Raw genomic sequence first — 24,085 nt, 5'->3', positions numbered from 1 at the left:
GATGCGAAAGGTCAGCTCGAGGATGCGCTCTCTCGCCGTTCTCGAGCTGATCAACATTGCGCTGATCGGCTGGTTCGTGTTCTTCGCCCTTGACGCGCCCCGCAGCGTCGCGAACGTCGCCGGGTACTGCGCGACGGCGATCCTGCTGGTCGTCGGGGCGTCGTACTGGACGGTGAAGCTGGGCCAGGTGCGCGCCGGGCTCCCCCGCCTCCCGCACGCCGGCGCCTTCCGGCGGCTCCGCGTCCTCTGCGCTCTCGTCGTCCTTGCCGCCGCGCTCACGATCGCCCCCGGCCTCGCCGGCCCGGTCTCCGAGTACGCCGCTGGGATGGTTCTCCTGCTGCTGGCCGCCGCCGAGTACGTCAACTACTTCCACTGGCAGCTCATGTACGACAACCGCGCCGATCTCAGCCGTCTGTTCCGGACCGGGCGCCTGGCGCGGGCGCACCTGTGGCGGGACCTTCGGCGCTAGCGATCCTCGCAAGCTCGTCCAGGTCCCAGGCCCCCGCAACACCCCGAGCCTCACTCAGGTAGTCGGCGACCTGCGCTGGATCCCAGCCGTGTGCTTCCTTCAGGCCGGTTGCGATCCAGCGCAGGTAGGCGGCACTCGGCGCGGACGGCTCGAGGTCGGCGGCGTTCACGTCGGTCACCGTGAACATCGGTACGCCGTCCCGCTCCCCCAGCCGCGCGATGGTTTCGTAGCGGCCCGGGCCCATCACGCGTACCTCGTCGACGTCGTCGAGTGCCTCGGTGAGGTCTCGTGCGAATTCGCTCCCCGGCTCGCGGTACATCTCCTGGGCGGCGACGTCGCCCAACTGCTCGGCTGTCACCAGATAGGCCCGGCCAGCAACAACTCCCGGCGCCGCCAGGTCGTAGAACGCGCGACCGCCGCCCCACGCCGCCGACTCGCCGGAGAAGACCAGGCCTCCCGGCACCTCAACAGCAGCGACCCTTTGAGGCTCCCGCGGATCGCGGCAGCCCGGGTAGACCCGGCGTCCGCCGGCCGGCTGACCGCCCGCGAGGTAGCACCGGAACCGATCGCTGGCGAGGTTCGAGCCGTACGCGACGTACCAGGCTGTGTTCACAAACCGAAGATCCGGCGGGCGTTGCCGCTCAGGAAGAGTTCGGTGGTCTCGGCGTCCAGCTCCAGCGTCTCCAGATCCGAGAGCGCTCTCTCGGCGGTGATCATCGGGTAGTTCGTCCCGAAGAGCACCTTGCGCCGGCCGTTCGTCCGCAGGTACGCGACTAGTTCGGGCGGGTACCGGCGCACGGTGTACGCCGAGGTGTCGATGTACACGTTCGGGTACTTCGTCGCCACCGCGATCATCTCCGTGGTCCACGGATACCCGATGTGCCCGGCAACGATCGTCAGCTCCGGGAACTCCAGCGCGACATCATCCAGATACGGGATCGGCCGACCGGTCTCCGACGTCCGCAGCGGGCCGGTGTGGCCGACCTGCGTGCAGAACGGAATCCCCAGCTCCACGCACTCGGCGTACAAGGGGTAATAGCGCCGGTCGTTCGGCGGTAACCCCCACACCCACGGCACGATCCGGAGAGCCCGCAGGCCGCGCTCTCTCACCGCGCGCCGCAGCTCGCGGACGGCCTTGACCGGCTCGCGCAGGTCGACCGACGCGACCCCGACCAGGCGGTCCGGGTACTGCGCGACGAAGTCCGCGACCTCGTCGTTCGACACGAGCGGTCCTTCGGGGGCGTACCAGGCGCTGATCAGCCCGATGGTCACGCCGCCGGCGTCCATCGCCGCGATCGTGCGCTCCAAGGGCAGAGCGGTCGACACCTCCTCGGTCCCGACCCAGCGCCGCAGCGAGGCGAGCCAGTCCTGAGCCAGCATCCGCTCGGTCGGGTGCTGCATCCACGCGTCGACGATGTCCACGGACCTCACCGTACCCATCGACAGGCCGATCAGCCGGGATGCAATTCACTGCACGTTTAATCTTGTTAACGGACAGTTTCGCGCGTAGCGTCCTGCGCGGCGCCCGTTCACGTGCCGTCCTTCGACTGTTCGCGTGACGGGTGTCTGCGACGCAGTGCTGATGGTGAAAACTCCGATCCGACCGCCCACAAGGAGAGCAGCATGGCAGAAGTCAACCGTCGCAGGTTCCTGCAGATGGCCGGCGGCACCGCCGCCCTGGCCGCGATGTCGAGCAGTATCGAGACCGCTGCCGCGATCCCGGCGCACCGCCGGCACGGCACCATCGAGGACGTCGAGCACATCGTCGTCCTGATGCAGGAGAACCGGTCGTTCGACCACTACTTCGGCTCGCTGCAAGGCGTCCGCGGCTTCGGTGACCCCCGCCCGGTGAACCTGCCGAGCGGCAAGTCGGTCTGGCACCAGTCCGACGGCACCAAGGAAGTCCTGCCGTTCCGCCCGCAGGTGAACGACCTCGGCATGCAGTTCATCCAGGACCTCGCACACAGCTGGGGAGACGCGCACGACGCGGTCAACAACGGCAAGTACGACCGGTGGATCCAGGCCAAGACCGCGACCACGATGGCGTACCTCACCCGCGAGGACATCCCGTTCCACTACGCGCTCGCCGACAAGTTCACCATCTGCGACGCGTACCACTGCTCGTTCATGGGCTCGACCGACCCGAACCGGTACTACCTGTGGACCGGGTACACCGGTAACGACGGGACCGGTGGCGGGCCCGTGCTCGGCAACGACGAGGCCGGCTACGACTGGACGACGTACCCCGAACGGCTGGAGCGCGCGGGTGTCTCGTGGAAGATCTACCAGGACGTCGGCGACGGTCTCGACGCAGCCGGCGGCTGGGGCTGGATCGACGACGCCTACCGCGGCAACTACGGCGACAACTCGTTGCTCTACTTCAACAAGTACCGCAACGCGCAGCCCGGGAACCCCTTGTACGACAAGGCGCGCACCGGCACGAACGTTGCCGACGGCGACGGTCTGTTCGACCGGCTGCGCGCCGACGTGAAGGCGAACAAGCTGCCGAAGATCTCCTGGGTCGCGGCGCCGGAGGCGTTCACCGAGCACCCGAACTGGCCGGCCAACTACGGCGCCTGGTACATCTCGCAGGTCCTCGACGCGCTCACCTCGAACCCCGAGGTGTGGAGCAAGACCGCCCTGTTCATCACGTACGACGAGAACGACGGCTTCTTCGACCACGTCGTCCCGCCGTTCCCGCCGTCCTCGGCGAACCAGGGCCTCTCGACCGTTGCTGTCGGCCCCGATCTGTTCGCGGGCAGCAGCAAGTACGCCGCCGGCGCGTACGGGCTCGGGCAGCGGGTCCCGATGCTGGTCGTCTCACCGTGGAGCACCGGCGGGTTCGTGAACTCCGAGGTCTCCGACCACACGTCGGTGATCCGGTTCATGGAGCGCCGGTTCGGCGTCAAGGAGCCGAACATCTCGCCGTGGAGGCGTGCGATCTGCGGCGACCTCACCTCGGCATTCGACTTCGGCACCGAGCAGACCCGACCGGCCCGGCTGCCCGAGACCTCGTCGTACCAGCCGCCGGACGGCGACCGGCACCCGGATTACAAGCCGACGCCGCCCGCCGTCGGCACGCTGCCGGTCCAGGAGGGCGGCAGCCGGAAGACGCGACCGTTGCCGTACGCACCGATCGTCGACGGCACGGTGACGCCGAGCACGGGCAAGTACACGCTCTCGTTCGAGTCCGGGCCGGAGGCCGCCGCCCAGTTCCACGTCGCCGCACCGAACCGGACCGACGGGCCATGGACCTACACGACCGGCGCCGGCAAGACGCTCGCGGACAGCTGGAACACGACGTACTCGCACGGCGTCTACGACCTGGACGTCTACGGGCCGAACGGTTTCCTGCGCGGCTTCCGCGGCAAGCCGGTCCCCGGTCCGGAGGTGAAGGCGCGGCACAACGCGCGGACCGGTGACCTCGACCTGACGATCACCAACTCGTCGGCGGTCGACCATCACGTCACGGTCACCAACGCGTACGGCGGTCAGCCGAAGCAGCTGAAGGTCCGCGCCGGTACGACGGCCAAGTACACGGTCGATCTGCACCACAGCCACAGCTGGTACGACGTGGAGCTGACCAGCAGCGCCGACGCCGCCTGGCACCGCCGCCTCGCCGGCCACGTGGAAACCGGCAAGCCAAGCCTGTCCGACCCGGGCATCCACACCCGCTAGCCCAGCGAAGGTATAGGCACAACACGTCTTTTCAAGTCTTCCCCGGACGACGGGGAAGACCTGAAAAGATGGTGACCACCTGAGGCTTCATCAGCAGCAGCGCACCGGCCGGCCCGTCCTGCTCCCGGTCTACGGATTCACCAACGGCCCCAACTCGTGGCGCGAGCGAATCTTCAACTTGCGCATCGCGTTGGTCAGGTGATCCTCGACCGTACTGACCGACACCGACAGCTCCGCCGCGATCCGGCTGTTGCTGAACCCACGCGCCGCCAGCCGCGCGACCTCCGTCTCCCGCGGCGAGAGCGCGTTCCCGTACCCGCGCCGCCCCCGCCGCGACGTCACCGCAACCCCCGCCTCGCGCAAAGCGTCCCGGCACCGACGCGCGTCCCACCGCGCCCCGAACTTCTCGTACGTCGCCGCCAGCGCGACCAACTGCGCCGACTCCCCCACGTCGAGCGCCCGCCGCGCCTTCTCCTCCAGCGCCAGGCACTCGTCGTACGGCCGACCGATCGCCCGGTACGCCGCTGCCGCTTCGTCGAACCCGAGATCACCAACCACGAACGCCCGTACCAACTTGCCCGCAGCAACAGACGCCGGAGCATCCCGCCCGACCAGCCCAGCCTCGAACTCGGTCAGCAGCGCGACCGCATCCTCCCGCCGCCCCACAGCGTCCAGCGCCAGACAAGTAGTCGCCACGAACTCACTCGCCCAAGCCCACCCGTCCTTACGCCGTACAACCTCCACGAACTCCTCGATCGCCTCCAGCGCCGCACCACCCTGCTCGGCCGCAAGGTGCAACCGCCCGACCGTCGCCAACGCCGCCGCCCGCACCGGCAGCTCCCCGCCGACCGCTAGCAACAACTCCTTGGCCCCGGCAACATCCCCCTGAGCCAACCGCATCCGCCCGCCGATCAGCTCGAGCTGCGCCTGCACCAACGGCGCCGACGCCCCCACGGCCCTTGCCCTCAGCAACCTCTCCGGCAACAACTCCCAGTCCCCCGCGAGCCACGCCTGCCACAACCGAGTCCCCACCCCCGCCGGCAACGCCGCACTCCGCCGATCGTGCCCCAACCACAAGAGCCCCCGCGCCGAGTACGCCGACTCGTCCACCTCCGACAAGTCCCCCAACGCCACCCCCAACCGCCCCCGATTCCGCCGCACCATCAGCCGAGCAGCAGCCCCATCGCCCCCGCCCAGCATCTGCCCGCGACCGTCATCCGCGTCACCGGCCGACTGGCCGCGTCCTGCGCGACCGGGGCCTTCATCCGCGTCGCCGACGCGTGGAGCTTGCCGAGCGCGGAGGGCAGCGCGCCCAGGATCCGCTTCGTCCGTCTCCCTCAGCAGCCGCGAGGCCCGGTGCATCCACGCGCGGTGTTCGGCGATCTCCTCCATCCCCGACGTCGGCACGGCGAGCGCCGACATCGCCCAGGCCGCGCTCGCCGGGTCGTCCGCGAGCTCCGCGACCGCCGCCGCGAGCTCGCGACGCGCCGTACCGAACTCCCCCGCGCGATCGTGCAGCAACACCCCCAGCGCCAACCGCAACCGGCCCCGATCGGCACTCGGCTCCAGCGCCTCGTCCAGCACCATTCGGATCGCGACCACCGCCTCGGACCACAGCGACGATTCGACCGCCGCATGCCCCAGCCGCGTCGCCAAGCGCGCCCGGTCCGTCCACGGCAGCACCTCGACCCGCAGCATCTCCAGCAACTGCGAGATCGCGCTCTCCGCCTCGCCCGCCGCGACCAACTGTCCGGCGGCAAGCTCGGCCTGCGCCAACCACACGTCGATCAACCCACCCCGCCGCGAGTGATCCGCGATCCGCGCGTGCGCGCCCGGCTCTCGCGCGGCCAAAGCCTCAGCCGCCCGCCGATGCAACCGCCGCAGCTCGTCCGGCGGGATCGTCTCGTACACCGCTCTCTGCGCCAACGCATGCCGCAGGTCGTACAACCCCGGCCGCACCTGCCCGAGCAGCCCGCGCGCCAATCCGACGTCGACCGCCTCGGTCAGCTCCATCCCGTTGCTCTCGGCAACCGCACCGATCAAGCTGTCCGACGCCGGCGAATCCAGTACGGCGGCAGCCCACACCACGCGCCGACAGGCCTCCGACACCTGCTCCAACTTGATCGTCACCGAAGCCCGCAACGCAACCGGCGCCCGCGTCTCCGCGAGAGCGCGCTCCACCGCCGCGATGAGCCCGTCCGGCCCCACCGGCGCATCCCGCACGAACTCCTCGACGACGAACGGCAACCCACCCGTCCGCTCGAACAACTCGTTGGCCAATGCCTCAGGCAACGCATCCACACCGAGCAGTTGCGTAGCCATCTCCCGTACGGCGGCCGCCTGCAGCGGCTGCACCCGCACCTCCGCCGTACGCGTCCCAGCCCGTACGCATCCCGCGAGCGCCGTGATCTCCCCCGCCGACCGCAGATCCTCCGGCCGGTAGGTCCCCACCAGCCGAACCTCCCGCGGCAGCCGGCTCGCGAGAAACCGCAGCAGCTGCAACGTCCCCCGATCGGCCCAGTGCAGGTCCTCCACGAACAGCACCGCCGGCCCGAGCGACCCGAGCACCTCGGTCACCCGCGCGAACACCGAGTGCCGCATCCCCGGCACCAGCTCACCACGCCACGGCGTACCGGTCCCTGGTCGCGCGTCCAGCACCGGCGCCAACGCCTCGAGCACAGGCGTCAGCGGTGCCTGATCCTGCACCGGATGACACTGACCCGTCAGCCAGCGCGCCGGATGGTCCCGCGCGATCTCGGCAACGAGCCGACTCTTACCGGTCCCCGCCTCGCCGACCACCAGCACCAGGCTCGGCGCCGCCGCCAGCGCGGCCTTGAGCAGCCGCGTCTCACGTTCCCTGCCGACCAGCCGAGGCCCCTCCGGCCGGTCCCCGTTCGTCGTACGCACCGCCACTCGCCTAGTACGTCCCCGCCGGGCGGCCAGTGGCCACCCTCCGTGTCCGTACGCCGGTCCGGTGCCCGTTTGTTTCGTTCCAACTACTCTCAGTCAACCGCATCACGCACATAGTGTGACCGCTCCCCTGTTTCCGAGCCCCGCCGACCCCCAGTCGAACTGAGCCGGTTTCATCTTCAATCTCCCCACGCACCGTCCACCTCATGCGACCTGATCGCACGTCCCGCCCTCGGGCCGCCAGTTGCTGGGCCCCAACGTGCCCAGGCCAGCAGGCGACGTCATCCGCGCCGGTTCCAACTGCCGTGGCCGGCCGCCGCGCTCCCGCCGGGTGACGACGCCGAAACGTCCCGCCGCCGCCGGCGGAAGTTCGCACGAGCCGACTGCTCACGGGCACGTACCCGGCGATCCCGTCGGTTCCCGGCGGGTGCGGTCGGCGTTCCTTGCTCATCGGCGCATCCGGCGTTGGGCGGCCATGGCGGCACCGCTGCTGAGGATGACCAGCAGGGTTGCCATCGACCAACGGCGGAGTACCTGGACGGTGCGGTCGTCCTCCTTCGGGACCGCCGCCATCTGCGGCGCGATGCTGACCACCGGCGGGGTCACCTCCGCCGGCCTCGGCCTAGGGGTCGGCCGCGGCGTCGGGGTCGGCACCGGAGGTGGCGGCAGCTCGATCGCCTCCGTCGGTGTGAGGGTGGGCGTCGGCGTCGGCGTCGGCCGAGGCGTGGGGGTAGGAGTCGGGGTCGGGGTAGGCGTTGGCGGGCGCGGGACCGGCGGCTTCGCAGTCGGCGGAGCCGGCGGCTTGGGCGTCGCCTTCGGCGGGCGCGGAGTCGGCCGCGGGGTGGGTGTCGGTGTCGGAGGTGGGGGCGGAGGAGGCGGCGGTGGTGGCGGTGGTGGCGGTGGTGGTGGAGGAGGCGGCGGGGGTGCTTGCTGGAGGCAACCAGCTGAGTCACTGGTCCAGGCTGATGGGAGGGTGCTCACCTCACGTGCGTCGCCTGAGAGCGTGATGCGCACAAGCCGGCTCTTCAGACCCGGGTGCGTGTGGACGGCGTACAAGGTCCTCCCGGACATCACCACCGAGCTGTACGACGCGATCGACGGCACGCCGCGCACGGTGGCGACCGCGCGAATCACCCCGCTGCCCGGGTCGATGCTGACCACCTTCGCCGGCCCGATCCCGAGCGTGGACACGCCGTACAGCAGCCCGCTCGACGAATCCACGGCGAAGTCGTCGAGCGTCAGCGTCCCGATCAGCGTCTTCAGCCGGACCACCCGCAGCACACTCTTGTACGTCGGGCTGCCGGGGTCGATGTCCATCGTGTACAGCCGCAGCGCGTCCCGCAGGTAGAGCCGGTTGCCGGAGACCGCTCCCGCGACCGGATCCGCGATCCCGCCTACCCCGCGCCGGATCTCCCCGAGGTCGGTGACAGTCCCCCGCCGGGTGATCGACACGAGATGCGGCTTCCGGTGCAACCAGCCGCGCCGATCCCGCGAGGCGATTCCGTAGACCAGGTCCTGCGAGCGGGAGTACCCCATCGCGTCGACCTGGTAGTCGAGCTTGCCCAGGTCGGTGATCCGCCCCGACGGCAGTTCCACCCGCCGCAACCGAGACAGCGAAGTCGGCCCACTCGAGTCCACCTGCAGAGCCGAGCAGTCAGCCTCAGCCGAAGACTCCTGCACCACCAACACAGCAGGCGCAACCGCAAGCCCCGCCGCAACGGTCAACGCCCCAACCCGCCGGGCGCGCAGGTGGAGGGGCCCCACAGGCCGCCGGCGCGGCCGGCTGGCCGGAGCCGGAGCGCCCGGCCCCACCCTCTCGAATCCCCCTCGCATTCGCGCTCATCCTCCGTGGCTGAGGCGGGACAGCGCCGCGACGAACGCATCCGGCCCGATGTTCGCGCCCCCGCTGAAGGGGTTCTGCAGTTGGTAGATCGCGAACAGCAGCAGTGCGATCGCGCCGGACAGCATCGACACGATGACGGCGTACGAGTAGACCCCCGGCCCGCCGAACATGAACATCAGCCCGATCGACATCAAGCTCCCGACCAGGATCGCGAACCACACCACCGCGCTCACCCCGCTCCCGGCGGAGTTCAGCCGGACCTGCCGGGCCTGGTACACGTTCCACAGTTGCGTCGACGCCTCGATCCGGCTGTCCTCCTCGCGGTCGGTCTTCGTTGGAACGCCCTCGAGCTCGTTCTGCAGCTGGGTCAGGAGCTCCCAGCCGCGGTCGTTCACCGGCGTACCGGACCGCAGATCCGGCCACTCCTTCTCGGCGACCTCGGTCGCATAGGCCCGCGTCAGCTCACCGATCTTCGTGCGCGCCGGCTCGGCGAGCGAGTCGCTCGCCCACTGAACAGCGACCAGCGAGTTCGCTTCCTGGTAGTTGTTCTCGTCGGCGCTGTCGGTCGCGTCGAACAGCGAGATCAGTACGAACGCCGCAACGACGACGTTCACTCCGCCGACGATCGTGAACACCTGTCCGGCGACCTCGTTGTTCGCTTCCCGCCCGAACCGTTGCCGGGCCTTGCGCAGGATCACCGCCAGGACGGCGGTCACGATCATCAGCCCGAACACCCAGAACAGACCGTTGAAGGTCATCGTCATTCCTGTGCTCCCCACTCACGCCCGAGCGCCTCCTCGAGCAGTGCCTCGACGATCTGGCTTTCCGGCACCGTCCGGACCACCTCGCCCCGGACGAAGATCTGGCCCTTCCCGTTGCCCGACGAGACCCCGAGATCGGCCTCTCTGGCCTCTCCGGGCCCGTTCACCACGCAGCCCATCACCGCGACCCGCAGCGGCACCGGGAACCCTTCGAACGCCGCCGCGACCTTCTCGGTCAGCGTGTAGACGTCGACCTGCGCGCGCCCGCACGACGGGCACGAGACGATCTCCAAGGTCCGCGGCCGCAACCCCAACGACTCCAGGATCTGCGAGCCGACCTTGACCTCCTCGACCACCGGCGCGGACAGCGAGACCCGGATCGTGTCGCCGATGCCTTCGGCAAGCAGTACGCCGAAACCGACCGCGGATTTGATGGTTCCCTGCAGCAACGGTCCGGCCTCGGTCACGCCGAGGTGCAGCGGGTAGTCGCAGCGCCGGGCCAGTTCCCGGTACGCCGCGATCATCACCAACGGATCGTGATGCTTCACGGAGATCTTCAGCTCTTGATACCCGTGCTCCTCGAACAGCGAGCACTCCCACAGCGCCGACTCGACCAGCGCCGCGGCGGTCGCCTTGCCGTGCTTGACCAGCAGCCGCTGGTCCAGCGAGCCCGCGTTCACACCGATCCGGATCGGTACACCGGCCGCCGACGCCGCGCGGGCGATCCCCGCGACCTGGTCGTCGAACTTGCGGATGTTGCCCGGGTTCACCCGGACCCCCGCACACCCCGCGTCGATCGCGGCGTACACGTACTTCGGCTGGAAGTGGATGTCCGCGATCACCGGCAGCTGCGACCGCTTGGCGATCTCGGGCAACGCGTCCGCATCGTCCTGCGACGGTACGGCGACGCGCACGATCTGGCAGCCCGCCGCCGTCAGCTCGGCGATCTGTTGCAGCGTCGCGTTCACGTCGGCGGTCGGCGTCGTCGTCATCGACTGCACCGACACCGGCGCACCCCCGCCGACCGGCACCGACCCGACCATCACCTGCCGGGACTTCCGCCGTACGACGGGAAGCGGCGGCATCCCCAGCGACACCGCGGTCATGGATTCCTCACCGCCACCGGCAGCGTGAAGTGGATGGTCTCCTGGGCGACCTCCCGCTCGATCACCTCGACCGGACCGCGTTCGCGGATCGCCGCGATCACACCCTCGACCAGCCGCGGCGGCGCCGACGCTCCCGCGGTCAGCCCGATCACCTCGACGCCGTCCAGCCACTCCTCCCGTACGCCGGAAGCGTCGTCGATCAGGTACGCCGGAGTGCCCCGGCGTTCGGCGAGCTCGACCAGGCGCACCGAGTTGGACGAGTTCACCGATCCGACCACGAGCACCAGGTCGGCCTCCTCGGAGAGCGCTCCCAGCGCCTCCTGCCGGTTGGTGGTCGCGTAACAGATGTCCGCGGAGTCCGGTCCCCGCAACGCCTTGAACTTGTTGCGCAGGGCATCGAGGATCGCCGTCGTCTCGTCGACCGCCAGCGTGGTCTGGGTCAGGTAGGAGACGCGCGAAGGATCGTCGACCTCCAAGGCCGCGACGTCCTCGACGCTCTCCACCAGCACGGTCTGCTCCAGGGCTTCGCCCATCGTCCCCTCGACCTCCTCGTGACCGGCATGCCCGATCAGTACGACGGTGTCGCCGCGCGCCGCGTACCGGCGGGCCTCGGCGTGCACCTTCGTCACCAGCGGGCACGTCGCGTCGACCACGTCCAGTCCACGCCGCTCCCCTTCGGCGCGGACCGCGGGCGCCACCCCGTGGGCCGAGAACACGACGGTCGCGCCGTCCGGGACCTCGTCCAGCTCCTCGACGAAGACGGCGCCACGGCTCTCCAGGTCGGCCACGACGTGCTTGTTGTGGACGATCTGCTTGCGGACGTACACCGGTGGCCGGCGTTGCTCGAGCAGGACCTCGACGATCTCGATCGCTCGTTCGACACCGGCACAGAAAGAACGCGGCGACGCGAGCAAGATGGTGCGTTTCGGCATAGCTCCCCCCAACTCATCGGTCCCGGCGGGTCGCCAATCGCGCCAGCCGCTCCAGGTCGTCCGCCGGCCGCCCGGTCGCCGCCGACCGGAGTTCCCCCAGGGCCGCGGTGAGCAGAGCGTCGGCCTGGGCCTGGCTCTGGGCGCGCGATCCCGCTTGCTCGATCAGGTCGGCCGCGCGGACCAACTCGTCGTCGGACAGGTCGTGCGTCCCGCCGTACAGCTCGCCGAGCGCCTGCCCGGCCTCCGTGCCCGAGCTCAACGCAGCGACCACCGGCAAGGACTTCTTGCGTCGTCGCAGATCCGAGTGCACCGGCTTGCCGGTGACCCGCGGATCGCCCCAGATGCCGAGCAGGTCGTCGACGTACTGGTAGGCCAGACCGAGGTCCTCGCCGAACAGCCGCAGATGATCGACCTGCTCAGGCCGGCCTCCACCGAGAAGGGCTCCCAGAGCAGTCGAGCAACCGAGCAGTGCGCCGGTCTTCAGCTGCGCCATCCGGACGCACTCGGAGAGCGCGACCTCGGTCCTGGTCTCGAAGTGCGCGTCGGCCAGTTGTCCCTCGACCAGTTCCTGCACGGCCTGGCCCAGCGTCTTCGCGGCCTCGTCGGCGGAAGAGTGGCCGCTGGCAACCAGTACGTCGAACGCCAAGCTGAGCAGGGCGTCCCCGGCCAGGATCGCCGGGCCGAGTCCGAAGACCGTCCACGCCGTCGGCCGGTGGCGCCGGGTCGTGTCGCAGTCCATCACATCGTCGTGCAGCAGTGAGAAGTTGTGCACCAGCTCGACCGCGACCGCCGCCGGGACGCCGTCGGCCGCCGTACCGCCGACTGCTTGTGAGGCGAGCAGGGCGAGCGCCGGGCGGAGTGCCTTCCCGCCGTCCGCGCGGGTCGGCGTACCGTCCTCGTCCTCCCAGCCGAAGTGGTAGTTGGTGATCCGCTGCGTTGCCAGCGGCATCCTTCCGACCGCTTCCCGCAGCGCCGGCTCCACCTGGTCCCGCGACCAGGCCAGCAACTGCTGAGCCGGAATTCCCGCGCTCTGCACGCGCTGGATCGGAGGGTCCGTGGACGGACCGGTCTGTTCGACTGTCGTCATCGCAGGCTCCTCATCCGCCGAGTTCGACGTGCTCGAGAACGCCGAGGGCGTCCGGGACCAGGACCGCGGCGGAGTAGTAGGTGCTGACCAGGTACGACGTGAGGGCCTTCTCGTTGATGCCCATGAACCGGGCGTTCAGGCCCGGCTCGACCTCGTCCGGCAAACCGGTCTGCCGCAGGCCGACGACGCCCTCGTCCTCGAGCCCGGTCCGCATCACCAGCACCGACGTCGTGTTGTCCGCGTTGATCGGGATCTTGTTGCAGGGCAGGATCGGTACGCCGCGCCAGGACTGGACGCGCTGTCCCTCGACGAGCGTGCTCTCCGGATACACGCCGGCCTTGGTGCACTCCCGGCCGAACGCCGCGATCGCTCGTGGGTGGGCCAGCAGCGCCCGCGGTTTGCGCCGCCGGGTGAGCAGCTCGTCGAAGTCGTCCGGGGTCGGCGGACCGCTGCGCGGGTAGAGGCACTGCTTGAAGTCCACGTTGTGCAGCAACCCGAAGTCGCGGTTGTTGATCAGCTCGTGCTCCTGGCGTTCGCGGAGCGCCTCGATGGTCAGCCGCAGCTGCTGCTCGGTCTGGTTCATCGGGTGGTTGTAGAGGTCGGACACCCGGGTGTGCACGCGCAGGATCGTCTGCGCGACGCTCAGCTCGTACTCCCGCGGCGCCGGGTCGTAGTCGACGAACGTCCCGGGCAGGTCGTCCTCGCCGGTGTGCCCCGAGGAGAGCGCGATCTCCGCCTCTCCGTTCTTGTTCTGCGCCGGCCGCGGCCGTGCGCGGACGTCGTCCAGGTAGGCCCGCAGGCTCTCCGAGCGGTCCTTCAGTTCGTCGAGCGACTGCCGGGTCAGGCGCAGGATCGTGCACCGGGTCGTCGTCCGGGCGGTGTACTCCCAGATGCTCTCCGGCGGGTCGAGGAACAGCTGCTCGCCCAGGTAGTCGCCGTCGGCCGACGTCCCGAGGTCGGTGCCGTCGCCGTACCGGCCGACGCCGACCTTGCTGATCTTGCCGTGGGCAATCAGCAGCACGTCGTCGATCCGGCTGCCGAACTCGGTCAGCGAGTAGCCCGGCTCGTACTCCTCCACGCCGAAGCGGTTCGCCAGCTCCTGCAGGAGATCCGGGTCGGCTAGCTCGCGCAGCGGTGGCAGCTCGGTCAGCTCCTGCGGGATCACCCGGACGTCGGCGCCGGCGACCGAGAAGCTGAGCCGGCCGTCGCCGACCGCGAAGCTGGTCCGGCGGTTCACCCGGTAGGCGCCGCCCTTGGTCTCCACCCAGGGCAGGACGCGGAGCAGCCAGCGTGGCGAGATGCCCTGCATCTGCGGGACGGACTTGGTCGTGCTCGCCAGCTGCCGCGCCGCCGCGGTTCCCAGGCTGAGCTGCGGCTTGGCTTCGGTGTCAGACGTCGTCACAATGCACCCTCCAGTCGCTTCGCGCTAGCCGGCCGCGGGATCCGCAGCGCCGACTGTCCCAACCCAGAAGTCCCGCCGAGCAGCTTGCGTGGAATGTGCAGCTGCTCGGCCTCGTCGTACCGGCCGCAGCCCTGGTGCCAGACGAGAATCCCGGACATCCAGTTCTGCAGCTCCTCGGCGTACCCGTTGAGCACGCGGCGGGCGTCCTCGTCGAGGTCGTAGTCGTCGAACAGCACCGGCAGATCGACCGCGATCAACTGCTCGAACTGCCGCATCCGCGCCGTCATCAACGCGTTCACCGTCTCGAACGCCGTCGGCAGGTCGCAGTCGAGGAAGTTCCGTACGACGAGCACGCCGTTGTGCAGCTCCCCCTCGTACTGGATCTCCTTGCGGTACGAGAACACGTCGTTCAGCAGGCACGCGTAGTCCGCGGCCGCGTTCTCCAGCGCCCGGATCGGCCGGGTCCGGTAGATCCGCGGTGGAACGGTCCGGCCGTGGCCGATCCGGCACAGGCTCATCGTCAGGTCCGACCCGAACGTGCGCCGCCGCATCTCCAGGTAGTCCACCGGATCGGGGATCCGGTGCTGGGCCTGGTTCGCCAGCTCCCACAGCCAGCTGTCGATCATGGAGTCGATCGCATCCTTGAACGACGTCCGCGCCTCCGGCGTCATCGGTTCCGCGGTCCGCACCCAGAGATCCGCGAGAGCGCGTTCCAGCCCGTTCACCGGAACGATCCCCGGACTCAGATCCAGCGGCATGAGCGCCGACAGCCGCTGGTTCGCCGCCTTGGCGCCGGCCAGGTCGTGCGTCCGGCCGTAGACCACCGGGTAGTAGTCATCGGCGTACGTCCCCCACGCGAGCCACTGCGTCGAGATGTCCAGCGCGTCTGCCTCGGCGTCCGGATGGATCCCACCCGCACACAGGGCGAGATCCGCGATCTCCAGCAGGTGCCGGTCCCACACCAGGCCGTCGGTGATCCCGACCCGCTCTCCCCACTCGAGCACGTTGGCTCGCGCTCTCTGCAGGTGCGGGCTCATCTTGGCCTGGTACGGCATGTACAGCTCGGGTGGTGTGTACGGCTCCACCACCTCGTACGGGCGGTGCGTGTGCGTGCGGATCCGGTACGGCGCCGAGGTCACCATCGACTGCAGGATCCGGACGGCCGACGTACCGATTCCCTTCGGCCCGTCGAGGAACGCGCTCGGCCCGAGCGTCGCCGCCTGGCCGCCGTCGTTCATGTAGCGGCTCGACCTCATGTGCCACTCGTGCCCACCGGACTGCCAGTCCTGCAGGCCTTTCACGTAGCTCAGGACGTCGAGCCGTCCCTGCGGACCGACCGCGTGCTCCTCGAGCAACGGCGGCACCTCGGTGAGCGCCGTGTTCTCGAACTGGTGCAGCCGCGAGGTGAGGATGTCGTTCACCAGGTCGGCGGCTCGCTGCGGAGAGCAGCCGAGAAAGCGCTCCACGACCAGTACGCCGTTGTTGAGCTCGCCCTCGGTCTCCACTTCGCGCTGGTACGAGAACAGGTCGTTGCGCAGGTGCACCGCGTCGGAGAACGTGTCGCTGAGGACCTTCATCGGCCGCAGGTGCGCGACCTCGTCCGGAACCTCCGCCTGTACGGCGTACTCGACGAGGTTCGCCGACCACGGTGCGCCGCCGACCTTGCGGCGCATCTCGACGTACTCGATCGGGTTGGCGAGCCGGCCGGCGGTGATGTTCGACAGCTCCCACAGCGACTCGGCCAGCAACGCCTCCGTCGTGTCGACGAACCGGCGCCGCCAGCCCGCCGACATCGACGGGATCGTCCGGTTCCACAGATCGGCGAGACCGCGCTCCACCGGGTTCTCCGGCGTTTCGGTGATCGGCCCCTCGACCGGCATGAACGCGTTCAGCCGGTCCAGGTACGCCTTCGCGCCGGCGGTGTCCTTGGTCTTCTTGTACAGCTCGAGGAAGTGGTCGTCGAAGTAGAAGACCCACACGTACCAGTCGGTGACCAGGTCGAGCGCGGCCGCGCTCGCGTCCGGATGCGTGTACGCGCAGAGCAGGGCGTAGTCGTGGGACTCGAAGTCGTGCAGGTCCCAGATCGCCTTGCCCTCCTGGGGTACGTCGATCATGTCGAAGGCGTACGCCCACCCGCGGCTGTGCTCGCGGGCCTGCTCCAGGTGCGGGTTGAGTCGCGCCGGATAAGGAACGTAGAAGTCAGGAAGTTGGTACGGCTGCTTCGTGGCCCCAGGTGGTGGGCCGCCCGGCTCGTCTGTCGCGTCCCGCCCGACGCGGGAGACGAGCCGGGCGGCGGCTCCCGGTGGTGACGGCACTCTCATCTCGGGCCTAGCCCTCGCGCCCGATCTCGACGCCCTCGAGAATTCCGAGCGCGTCCGGGACGAGTACGGCGGCCGAGTAGTACGCGCTCACCAGGTAGTTGATGATCGCCTTCTCGTTGATGTTCATGAAGCGCACCGACAGCCCCGGCTCGTACTCGTCGGGCAGACCGGTCTGCTGCAGACCGACGACGCCCTGGCTGTCCTCCCCCGTGCGCATCAGCATGATCGAGCTGGTCCGGGTCTCACTGATGCCGATCTTGTTGCACGGGAAGATCGGCACACCCCTCCAGGCCGGGACCCGGTGCCCGCCGAAGTCCACGCTGTCCGGGTAGATCCCGGCCTTCGTGCACTCCCGCCCGAACGCCGCGATCGAGCGCGGGTGGGCCAGGAAGAAGGCCGGCTCCTTCCAGACCATTCCGAGCAGCTCGTCCAGGTCGCCCGGCGTCGGCGGCCCGCTGCGGGTCGGGATCCGCATGCTCAGGTCCGCGTTGTGCAGCAGGCCGAAGTCGCGGTTGTTCACCATCTCGTGCTCCTGGCGCTCGCGCAGCGCCTCGATGGTCAGCCGCAACTGCTGCTCGGTCTGGTCCATCGGGTGGTTGTACAGATCCGCGACGCGGGTGTGCACCCGCAGCACGGTCTGCGCGACGCTCAGCTCGTACTCGCGCGGCGTCGTCTCGTAGTCGACGTACGTCCCGGGCAGGTCGGACTCGCCCTCGTGGCCCGCCGACAGCGCGATCTCAGCCTCGCCGAACTCGTCCTGGTCGGGCTGCGGGTTCGCCCGGAACGCCTCGATGTGCGCCCGCAGGCTGTCCGACCGGCCGACCAGTTCCTCGAAGGAGTCCTGCGACAGCGTCAGCAACGTGCACGGCGTGATCGCCTTGACGGTGTACTCCCAGTAGTCCTCGGACTCCAGGATCGCCCGGTAGGTGAAGTGGTCGCCGTCGGCAAGGGTCTCCAGCACCGACTCCTCGCCGTACTTGCCGGCGCCGATCTTGCTCACCTTGCCGTGCGCGATCAGGCAGATCCGGTCGGCGGAGTGGCCGCGCTCGACGATCACGTCGCCGGGCTGGAACTCCTGCTGCTCGAACCGGTCGGCGAGCGCGGTCAGCACCTCGACGTCGTCGAAGCTGCGCAGCAGCGCGAGCTCGCACAGTTCCTGCGGGATCACGCGGACCTCGGCACCACTGGTGGTGAAGGTGACCCGGCCGTCACCGACGGCGTAGCTGAGTCGCCGGTTCACCCGGTACGCGCCGCCGTTCACCTGCACCCAGGGCAGCATCTTCAGCAGCCACCGCGAGGTGATCCCCTGCATCTGCGGCTCGGACTTGGTCGTGGTCGCCAGGTTCCGCGCGGCGGCGGTCCCCAGGCTGAGTTGCGGTCGCTGCGCTTGGGCGTCGGAGGACGCCGGTTCGGTCAGGGTCACGCGGAATGCACCACCATTCGGTTGGACCGTTCGATCGCAGCACGCAGCGCCCCGGGAACCCGGGGTGAGGTCGGCGATCGGACGGAGGCATGCAGAAACGCATCGTGGGCAGGCGGCAGTCAACGACTCGTCGGAGAGGAGATGACTTCCAGCCGAGACCCCGCCCAGGCGTCGGCGGCAACACCGACGCGGGACGGAACTGGCCGGCGGACGACTGCTCGGGGCGCCCAGTTCGCCCCACGCTCGGCCAGTCCGGCTGGATACGCACTCACCGTAACCGAGCCCTCACCTCAGGCGTCAAGAGACGCACAGAGTGACGATCTTGCAAAGCCCTGGCGACCCCGAATTAATGGCCGCGGGACCCCGACTCAATACGTCTTTCAGATGATCGGGGTCTCCGGCGCACTGGCCTTCGGCGTACCGGCCTGCGCCGTGCCGGACCATTCGTCGACCTCGATCCGGCCGGTCCAGCGCAGGTCGGGGTCGGGTTGTGGAATCGAGTCCAGCAGCAGGCGGGTGTAAGGGTGCGACGGTTCGTGCATCACGGTGTCGACGGGGCCTCGTTCAACGATCCGGCCACGATTGATCACCATCACCTGGCCGCCGAGGTAGTAGACGGTCGACAGGTCGTGGGTGATGAACAGCGTCGTCATGCCGTGCTCGCGCTGGAAGTCCAGCAGGATGTCGAGGAACAGCCGGCGGACCTGGGCGTCGAGCATCGACACCGGTTCGTCGGCGATCACGAAGGCCGGCCGGAGCATGTGGATCCTGGCCAGCATCACCCGTTGCCGCTGGCCACCGGACAGCTGGTGCGGGTACCGGCCGAGGACGCGCTCCGGCTCCAGCTTCACGGCCTCGAGAGAGCGCTCGATCATGGCGAGGCCCTCGGCCTGGCTCTTGGCCAGGTTGAACTTCTTGACCGCCTTCCAGAGCACCCGATCGACGCGGTAGAAGGGGTTGAAGATCGCGTACGGGTCCTGGAAGACCGGCTGCACGTTGCGGCGGTAGTCGTCGTACTCGGCGCGGTCGAGCTTGAAGATGTCCTTGCCGCCGTACTTGATCGTGCCGCTGGTCGGCTTCTGCAGGCCGAGCACGTTGCGCGCGATGGTGCTCTTGCCGCTGCCGCTCTGGCCGACCAGGCTGACCACCTGCGGCGGCTCCGGGGAGAGCGTGAAGCTCGCGTCCTCGACCGCGGTCAGGTAACCGCCGGCCGCGCCGCGGGCGTGGAACCGTTGCTGGACGCCACTGAGCTCGATCGTCTTGGTCACGATGCCCTCCTGCCGAGCCGCGGAATCGATTCGATCAGTTGCCGGGTGTACTCGTGCTTCGGCTGCTTGTAGACCTGCCGTACGTCGCCGACTTCGACGAGCTTGCCCTCGTACATCACCGCGACGCGGTCGACCAGCTGCGCGTGCACGCCCATGTCGTGCGAGATGACCACGAGCGTGACGCCGAAGTCGCGTTGCAGGTCGACCAGGCTCTGCAGGATGACGCGCTGGATCGTCACGTCGAGCGCGGTGGTCGGCTCGTCGGCGATCACCAGGTCGGGTTCGAGCGCGACGCAGATCGCCATCAGCACGCGCTGCTTCATCCCGCCGGACAGTTCGTGCGGGTACATCCGCGCGACGTCCGGCTCCAGCCCGACCTGCCCGAGCAGCCGTGGGACCAGCTCGGACAAGGTGCTCCGGCGTTCCGGCGCGTGCTCCAGGATGACGTCGCGGAACTGGTCACCGATCCGCATCACCGGGTTGAGCGAGCTCATCGAGCCCTGCGGGAGGTAGGAGAGCGAGCTCCAGCGCAGTACGCGCAACTCCTCGCCGTCGACCTTGAGCAGGTCGACCGGGGAACGCCCACGGGGACGGAAGATCGCGCTCCCCGCCGTCACCTTGCCCGGCGGCTTGAGCAGCCGGAGCAACGCGACGGCCAGCGTGCTCTTGCCGCTGCCGGACTCCCCCGCGATGCCGAGGATCTCTCCCCGGCGTACGGCGAGATCGAGGCCGGAGACCGCCTTCACCTCGCCCTTGTTGGTGGAGTAGGCGACCTCCAGCCCGGAGATCTCCAGGACGACGTCGTCGTCACTCACCGGCCACTCCTCTCAGCCGCGGGTTGTAGACCTCTTCGAGCCCGATGTTGATCATGTTCAGCGCCGCGAACAGCAACGTCAGCAGCACGATCGGGACCACGAACATCGGCCAGGCGCCGAGCGTCAGCGCACCGGTGTTGATCGCGTTGAAGATGATCTGGCCCAGGTCGATCACGCCACCGGGTCCGAGACCGATCACCTCCAGGCCGACCAGGCCGAAGATCGCGCCCAGCGCCGACGAGGCGAAACCGACCCCGATGAACGGCAGCAGGTTCGGCAGCAGCTCGGTGACGATGATCTCCATGTCGCGGGCCTTGCTCACGCGCGCCAGGTCGACGTACGGGCGTGATCGCAGGCTGAGCACCTGGGACCGGATCGTCTTGGCCGCGAACGGCCAGCTGAAGATCGAGATCATCACGCCGACCTGGAACAGGCTGACGTTTTTCGCGTACGCCGAGAGCGCGATCAGCAGCGGGAACGTCGGGATCACCAGCAGGATCCCGGTGAAGGTGGACAGCACGCCGTCGATCCAGCCGCCCTTGTAACCGGCGACGAAGGCGACGATCACGCCGACCACGGTCGAGATCACGCCGGCGATCGCGCCGATCTGCAGGGAGACCGAAGTCGCGCTCACCACCATCGCGAGCACGTCCCGGCCGAACTGGTCGGTGCCGAGCAGGTGGTCCGGTCCGGGGACGAGCCACTTCTCGTACGCCGCGAACTCGAGCGGGTCCTTACCGTTGCCGACGGCATCGACAATGAGCGGGCTGAAGACGGCCAGCAGGATCATCGCCGCCAGCAGGGCCAGGCCGGTCGCGAGTCGGGGGCTGTGCCGGATCGTGTGTCCGGTCGCGGTCAGTAGTCTCATCGCGATCACTTCCAGTACTTGACGCGCGGGTCAAGCAGGGGCAGCAGGAGATCGAGCAGCAGGACGGCGGTCAGCACGGAGAAGATCGCCATGTCGGTGACGCCGAGGATGGTGTTGAAGTCGAGCTGCTGGATCGCCGTCACCAGCGTCGATCCCAGCCCCGGGTAGTTGAACAGCTGCTCCACCAGCACGTTGCCGTTGAAGATGAAGCCCAGCGAGATACCGAACGCGGTGATCTGCGGCAGGTAGCAGTTGCGCAGCGCGTACCGGGTCAGGATCCGCCACGGCTTGAGGCCCTTCGCCTCGGCGTACACGAGATAGTCCTCGCCGAGCACCGGAACCATCAGCATCCGGGTGGACAGGATCCAGCTGAACGTCCCGATCAGCACGATCGACATCGCCGGCAGGAAGCCGTACTTGATCACGCTGCCGATGAAGTCCAGGCTGAAGCCCGGACTGATTGTCGAGTCGTACGCCGAGCGCGCGGGCAGCCAACCCAGCGTGTAGGCGAACACGTAGACCAGGATCAGCGCGACGAAGAAGAACGGCACGTGCGACAGCGCGATCGACAGGTTCGTGATGATCGTCGACCCGAGCTTGCCGCGCCGCCAGCCGGCGATCGCGCCGATCAGCACGCCGAGCACCCAGCTGATCACCGCGGCCATGCCGAGCAGGCCGATCGTCCACGGCAACGACCGCAGGATGACGTCCTGCGCCGGGGTCGGGTAGTTGATCAGCGACGGCCCGAGATCGCCGTGGAAGATCAGGTTCTGCATGTACTTCAGGTACTGCACGACGATGTTGCCGTCGAGCCCGAACTCGGCCTGGTAGCGCGCGATGACCTCGGTGCTGGCCTGCTGGTTGTAGACGTAGTTCTGCTGCAGGGTCTGGATCAGCGTCTGGATCGGGTCGCCCGGGATCAGCCGGAAGAAGAAGAACGCGATCGTCAGCGCGCCCCACAGCTCGACCAGGTACAGGCCGAACCGCCGGATCGCGTACGCCGCCAGCGGGTGCCGCGCCAGCCAGGGCCGCAGACCGCGGGAGGGAGCGCTCTCGGCGCTCTCCTCCACGGCCTCGGCCGCCGGCGCGGTCGCGGTCACGCCGGGCCCTTCTGGCCGGTCGCCTTCAGCCTCCCGAGCACGAAGATGAAGTGCGACCACCAGTTCAGCGGGACCTGGTACAGGTCGTCGTCGGTCGGCCACCCGGTCCAGAAACTGGTGTTGAAGTACGACGGGTAACCGGTCTGGATCACCGGCATCAGCGGCAGCTGCGTGAAGTAGATCTCCAGCGCCTGGTCCAGCAGCGGCTTGGCCTCGGCGCTCTTCGGGTCCAGGACGGCGAGCTTGGCCGACACCGCGTCCAGCTCCGGGCTCTTCAGCCGCTGCTTGTTCTTGCCGGCCGCGTTCTTGCCGATCGGCTGGGCCTTGTCGCTGGTCCAGTTCGTGTACAGCTGCTGGGGATCGAACGCGAAGCCGTCCCAGTTGGAGTCCAGGTCGTACTCGCCGCGCTCGAACTTCTCACTGTGCACCGGACCGCTCAGGCTGCGCAGCGTCGCCGGGACGCCGGCCTTGGCGAGGTCGGTCTTGATCACGTTGGCGATCGCGTACTCGGGACCGTCGACCGGCGAGGCGGTGATGAACTCGAGGTTGATCTCCTTGCCCTTGTACGTGCGTTTGCCGGCCGCGTTCTTCGGTGCGATCTCGTCCAGCAGCGCGTTCGCCTTGTCGAGGCTGTACTCGAACTTGTACTTCTCGGCCAGCTCGTCGTTCTTCCACGCGTCGTTGCTCGGGTAGTCGGCCCACGGGTAGATCGCGGCCGGCACCTTCACCGGCCAGATCGAGTTGCCGATCTTCTCCCGGTCGATCAGGTAGTTGATCGCCTGCCGCATCTTCGGCTCGGCGATCACGCCCCGGGCCGGGTCGCAGTTCGGCCAGACGATCCGCGGGTTGGGGTCGTGGAACTGCGTGGTGACCATCGCCGGGTAACCGGTGTTGCGCAGCTGCTTGGCGTGCTGCTCGTCGATCGAGCCGACGTCGAACTCGGCCCGCTCGAAGGCCAGCGCCGCGGAGTCCAGCTGCTTGGCCGTGCTCTGGTACACGACGTACTGCGGAGCCGGGTCGAGCTGCTCCTTGGCCCAGTACTCCGGGTTCTTCTCCCAGACGAACATCCGCTGGCTGCGGATCGTCTGCTTCAGCTTGTACGGGCCGGAGCGGGTCGGCGGGTTCTCCTTGAACTTCGTCGGGTCCTGCCCCTTCCAGACGTGCTCGGGCAGGATGTCGAACGCGCTCGCGATCGCCGCGATGAAGTTGTAGTGCATCCGCGGCCCGGGCTTCTTCAGCTTCATCACCGCGGTCTCGGCGTCCGGTACGTCGATCGACTGGACGAACTCGGCCAGGTCACCGCCACCACCGAACAGGTCCTTGCGGTCCTTCAGCAGCAGCACGGTGAACTTGAAGTCGTTCGCGGTCAGCGGCTTGCCGTCGCTCCACTTCGCCTTCGGGTCGAACTTGAAGGTCAGCTGGGTGTGGTCGGCGTTGTACTCGTACCCCGTGCACAGCCACGGTTTCAGCTCGCCGTTGGCCAGGTTGAGGTAGAACATCGCCTCGCGGCAGATCGACTCGAAGCCGGCGCCGGACTGCCAGCCGTTCGGGATCATCGTGTTGAAGCTGTCGAAGACGTTGTACTCGACCTGGCCGATCACGACCGTCTGGTCGCGCGGCGTGGGGATGTTCGCCTTGCCGATCTGCACCGACTTGGTCGCGGCCGGCTGGTTGGCCGGCTTGTCGGAGTACGAACCGCCTCCGCCGGAGCAGGCGGCCAGCAGACCGGACAGACCCAGGGCGGCACCTCCCCCGACCAGACTGCGGCGACTCAGCTGGTGGCGCACGACCTGTGCGACGTCTTCGAACTGCGGGCGGGGCGCGTCGTTCACGATCGGATCTCCTTCGGTCCGAGGGTGTGGCTCGGCCTCAGCGCGTCTCGTCGCGCCCGGCCGGTGTGACGTAAGGCATCTCCGTTTCACTTGCTCAGAGCGGAAAATCACTGGTTGAAACGTTTCTCGGACTATAAGTAGCGATGACAACGATGGCAAGACTTTGCTGCCAGGCTTGGAGAAATCGCCGGTTTCCGCTGATCAGTCGATATACCAACCTCTGACAACGATGGCTCGCGCTCTGTGAACGTTGGGGTTTCGTCACTGTCA

General features: G+C 68.6%; 18 protein-coding genes. 2 read left to right on the top strand and 16 right to left on the bottom strand.

What is annotated here, in order from left to right:
- Window position 1 precedes the first annotated feature (1 nt).
- On the top strand, window positions 2-469 hold the full coding sequence (locus ACYVIO_RS39710; RefSeq protein ID WP_460656174.1) for a multidrug transporter: 468 nt from the start codon (window positions 2-4) through the stop codon (window positions 467-469).
- On the opposite strand, the gene ACYVIO_RS39705 is transcribed toward ACYVIO_RS39710, so the two are convergent.
- On the bottom strand, window positions 405-1,082 hold the full coding sequence (locus tag ACYVIO_RS39705) for a histone deacetylase (RefSeq protein WP_460656173.1): 678 nt from the start codon (window positions 1,080-1,082) through the stop codon (window positions 405-407). The two genes, ACYVIO_RS39710 and ACYVIO_RS39705, sit on opposite strands and share 65 nt — an antisense overlap.
- Window positions 1,079-1,891 (bottom strand): amidohydrolase family protein, encoded by an 813-nt coding sequence (locus ACYVIO_RS39700; RefSeq protein ID WP_460656172.1) that lies wholly within the window; start codon window positions 1,889-1,891, stop codon window positions 1,079-1,081. Before ACYVIO_RS39700 ends, ACYVIO_RS39705 begins: the two co-directional genes overlap by 4 nt.
- A gap of 201 nt (window positions 1,892-2,092) precedes the next feature.
- On the opposite strand from ACYVIO_RS39700, the gene ACYVIO_RS39695 reads away from it, so the two are divergent.
- Complete coding sequence (locus ACYVIO_RS39695; RefSeq protein WP_460656171.1) at window positions 2,093-4,147, top strand: phosphocholine-specific phospholipase C; 2,055 nt, start codon at window positions 2,093-2,095, stop codon at window positions 4,145-4,147.
- Between the two features lie 129 nt (window positions 4,148-4,276).
- Here the strand turns inward: ACYVIO_RS39695 and ACYVIO_RS39690 are convergent, their stop codons facing one another.
- From ACYVIO_RS39690 to ACYVIO_RS39625, 14 genes are all read right to left on the bottom strand, one after another.
- On the bottom strand, window positions 4,277-7,054 hold the full coding sequence (locus ACYVIO_RS39690; RefSeq protein ID WP_460656170.1) for an ATP-binding protein: 2,778 nt from the start codon (window positions 7,052-7,054) through the stop codon (window positions 4,277-4,279).
- Between the two features lie 450 nt (window positions 7,055-7,504).
- Complete coding sequence (locus tag ACYVIO_RS39685; protein WP_460656169.1) at window positions 7,505-8,695, bottom strand: DUF6923 family protein; 1,191 nt, start codon at window positions 8,693-8,695, stop codon at window positions 7,505-7,507.
- Window positions 8,696-8,896: 201 nt separating this feature from the next.
- The gene (locus ACYVIO_RS39680; RefSeq protein ID WP_460656168.1) at window positions 8,897-9,664 is read right to left on the bottom strand and encodes a bestrophin-like domain; all 768 of its coding nucleotides are present in this window, start codon (window positions 9,662-9,664) and stop codon (window positions 8,897-8,899) included.
- Window positions 9,661-10,767, bottom strand: coding sequence for a flavodoxin-dependent (E)-4-hydroxy-3-methylbut-2-enyl-diphosphate synthase (gene ispG / locus ACYVIO_RS39675; protein WP_460656167.1), 1,107 nt, complete (start codon window positions 10,765-10,767; stop codon window positions 9,661-9,663). Before ispG ends, ACYVIO_RS39680 begins: the two co-directional genes overlap by 4 nt.
- On the bottom strand, window positions 10,764-11,699 hold the full coding sequence (gene ispH / locus ACYVIO_RS39670) for a 4-hydroxy-3-methylbut-2-enyl diphosphate reductase (RefSeq protein ID WP_460656166.1): 936 nt from the start codon (window positions 11,697-11,699) through the stop codon (window positions 10,764-10,766). Before ispH ends, ispG begins: the two co-directional genes overlap by 4 nt.
- Before the next feature lie 13 nt (window positions 11,700-11,712).
- Entirely contained in the window at window positions 11,713-12,786 is a 1,074-nt protein-coding gene (locus ACYVIO_RS39665; protein WP_460656165.1) for a family 2 encapsulin nanocompartment cargo protein polyprenyl transferase, read from the bottom strand.
- Window positions 12,787-12,796: 10 nt separating this feature from the next.
- Complete coding sequence (locus ACYVIO_RS39660; RefSeq protein WP_460656164.1) at window positions 12,797-14,188, bottom strand: family 2B encapsulin nanocompartment shell protein; 1,392 nt, start codon at window positions 14,186-14,188, stop codon at window positions 12,797-12,799.
- Complete coding sequence (locus tag ACYVIO_RS39655) at window positions 14,185-16,509, bottom strand: terpene synthase family protein (RefSeq protein WP_460656163.1); 2,325 nt, start codon at window positions 16,507-16,509, stop codon at window positions 14,185-14,187. Before ACYVIO_RS39655 ends, ACYVIO_RS39660 begins: the two co-directional genes overlap by 4 nt.
- Window positions 16,510-16,516: 7 nt before the next feature.
- Window positions 16,517-17,932 (bottom strand): family 2B encapsulin nanocompartment shell protein, encoded by a 1,416-nt coding sequence (locus ACYVIO_RS39650; RefSeq protein WP_460656162.1) that lies wholly within the window; start codon window positions 17,930-17,932, stop codon window positions 16,517-16,519.
- Window positions 17,933-18,312: 380 nt separating this feature from the next.
- Window positions 18,313-19,200, bottom strand: coding sequence for an ABC transporter ATP-binding protein (locus tag ACYVIO_RS39645; RefSeq protein ID WP_460656161.1), 888 nt, complete (start codon window positions 19,198-19,200; stop codon window positions 18,313-18,315).
- Window positions 19,197-20,015, bottom strand: a complete 819-nt coding sequence (locus tag ACYVIO_RS39640) for an ABC transporter ATP-binding protein (protein ID WP_460656160.1) — start codon at window positions 20,013-20,015, stop codon at window positions 19,197-19,199. Before ACYVIO_RS39640 ends, ACYVIO_RS39645 begins: the two co-directional genes overlap by 4 nt.
- Window positions 20,008-20,883 (bottom strand): ABC transporter permease, encoded by an 876-nt coding sequence (locus ACYVIO_RS39635; protein ID WP_460656159.1) that lies wholly within the window; start codon window positions 20,881-20,883, stop codon window positions 20,008-20,010. The genes ACYVIO_RS39640 and ACYVIO_RS39635 overlap by 8 nt, the downstream gene beginning before the upstream one ends.
- Window positions 20,884-20,888: 5 nt before the next feature.
- On the bottom strand, window positions 20,889-21,983 hold the full coding sequence (locus ACYVIO_RS39630) for an ABC transporter permease (RefSeq protein WP_460656158.1): 1,095 nt from the start codon (window positions 21,981-21,983) through the stop codon (window positions 20,889-20,891).
- Window positions 21,980-23,815, bottom strand: coding sequence for an ABC transporter substrate-binding protein (locus tag ACYVIO_RS39625; RefSeq protein WP_460656157.1), 1,836 nt, complete (start codon window positions 23,813-23,815; stop codon window positions 21,980-21,982). The genes ACYVIO_RS39630 and ACYVIO_RS39625 overlap by 4 nt, the downstream gene beginning before the upstream one ends.
- Window positions 23,816-24,085 lie beyond the last annotated feature (270 nt).

The organism is Kribbella endophytica (assembly GCF_054781295.1).
This window is presented reverse-complemented; position numbering and strand designations above follow the sequence as displayed.

Coding starts and splice junctions, on each gene's coding strand:
- ispH (WP_460656166.1), bottom strand. CDS start 11,699: ATGCCGAAACGCACCATCTTGCTCGCGTCGCCGCGTTCTTTCTGTGCC.
- ACYVIO_RS39695 (WP_460656171.1), top strand. CDS start 2,093: ATGGCAGAAGTCAACCGTCGCAGGTTCCTGCAGATGGCCGGCGGCACC.
- ACYVIO_RS39680 (WP_460656168.1), bottom strand. CDS start 9,664: ATGACGATGACCTTCAACGGTCTGTTCTGGGTGTTCGGGCTGATGATC.
- ACYVIO_RS39635 (WP_460656159.1), bottom strand. CDS start 20,883: ATGAGACTACTGACCGCGACCGGACACACGATCCGGCACAGCCCCCGA.
- ispG (WP_460656167.1), bottom strand. CDS start 10,767: ATGACCGCGGTGTCGCTGGGGATGCCGCCGCTTCCCGTCGTACGGCGG.
- ACYVIO_RS39655 (WP_460656163.1), bottom strand. CDS start 16,509: ATGAGAGTGCCGTCACCACCGGGAGCCGCCGCCCGGCTCGTCTCCCGC.
- ACYVIO_RS39710 (WP_460656174.1), top strand. CDS start 2: ATGCGAAAGGTCAGCTCGAGGATGCGCTCTCTCGCCGTTCTCGAGCTG.
- ACYVIO_RS39665 (WP_460656165.1), bottom strand. CDS start 12,786: ATGACGACAGTCGAACAGACCGGTCCGTCCACGGACCCTCCGATCCAG.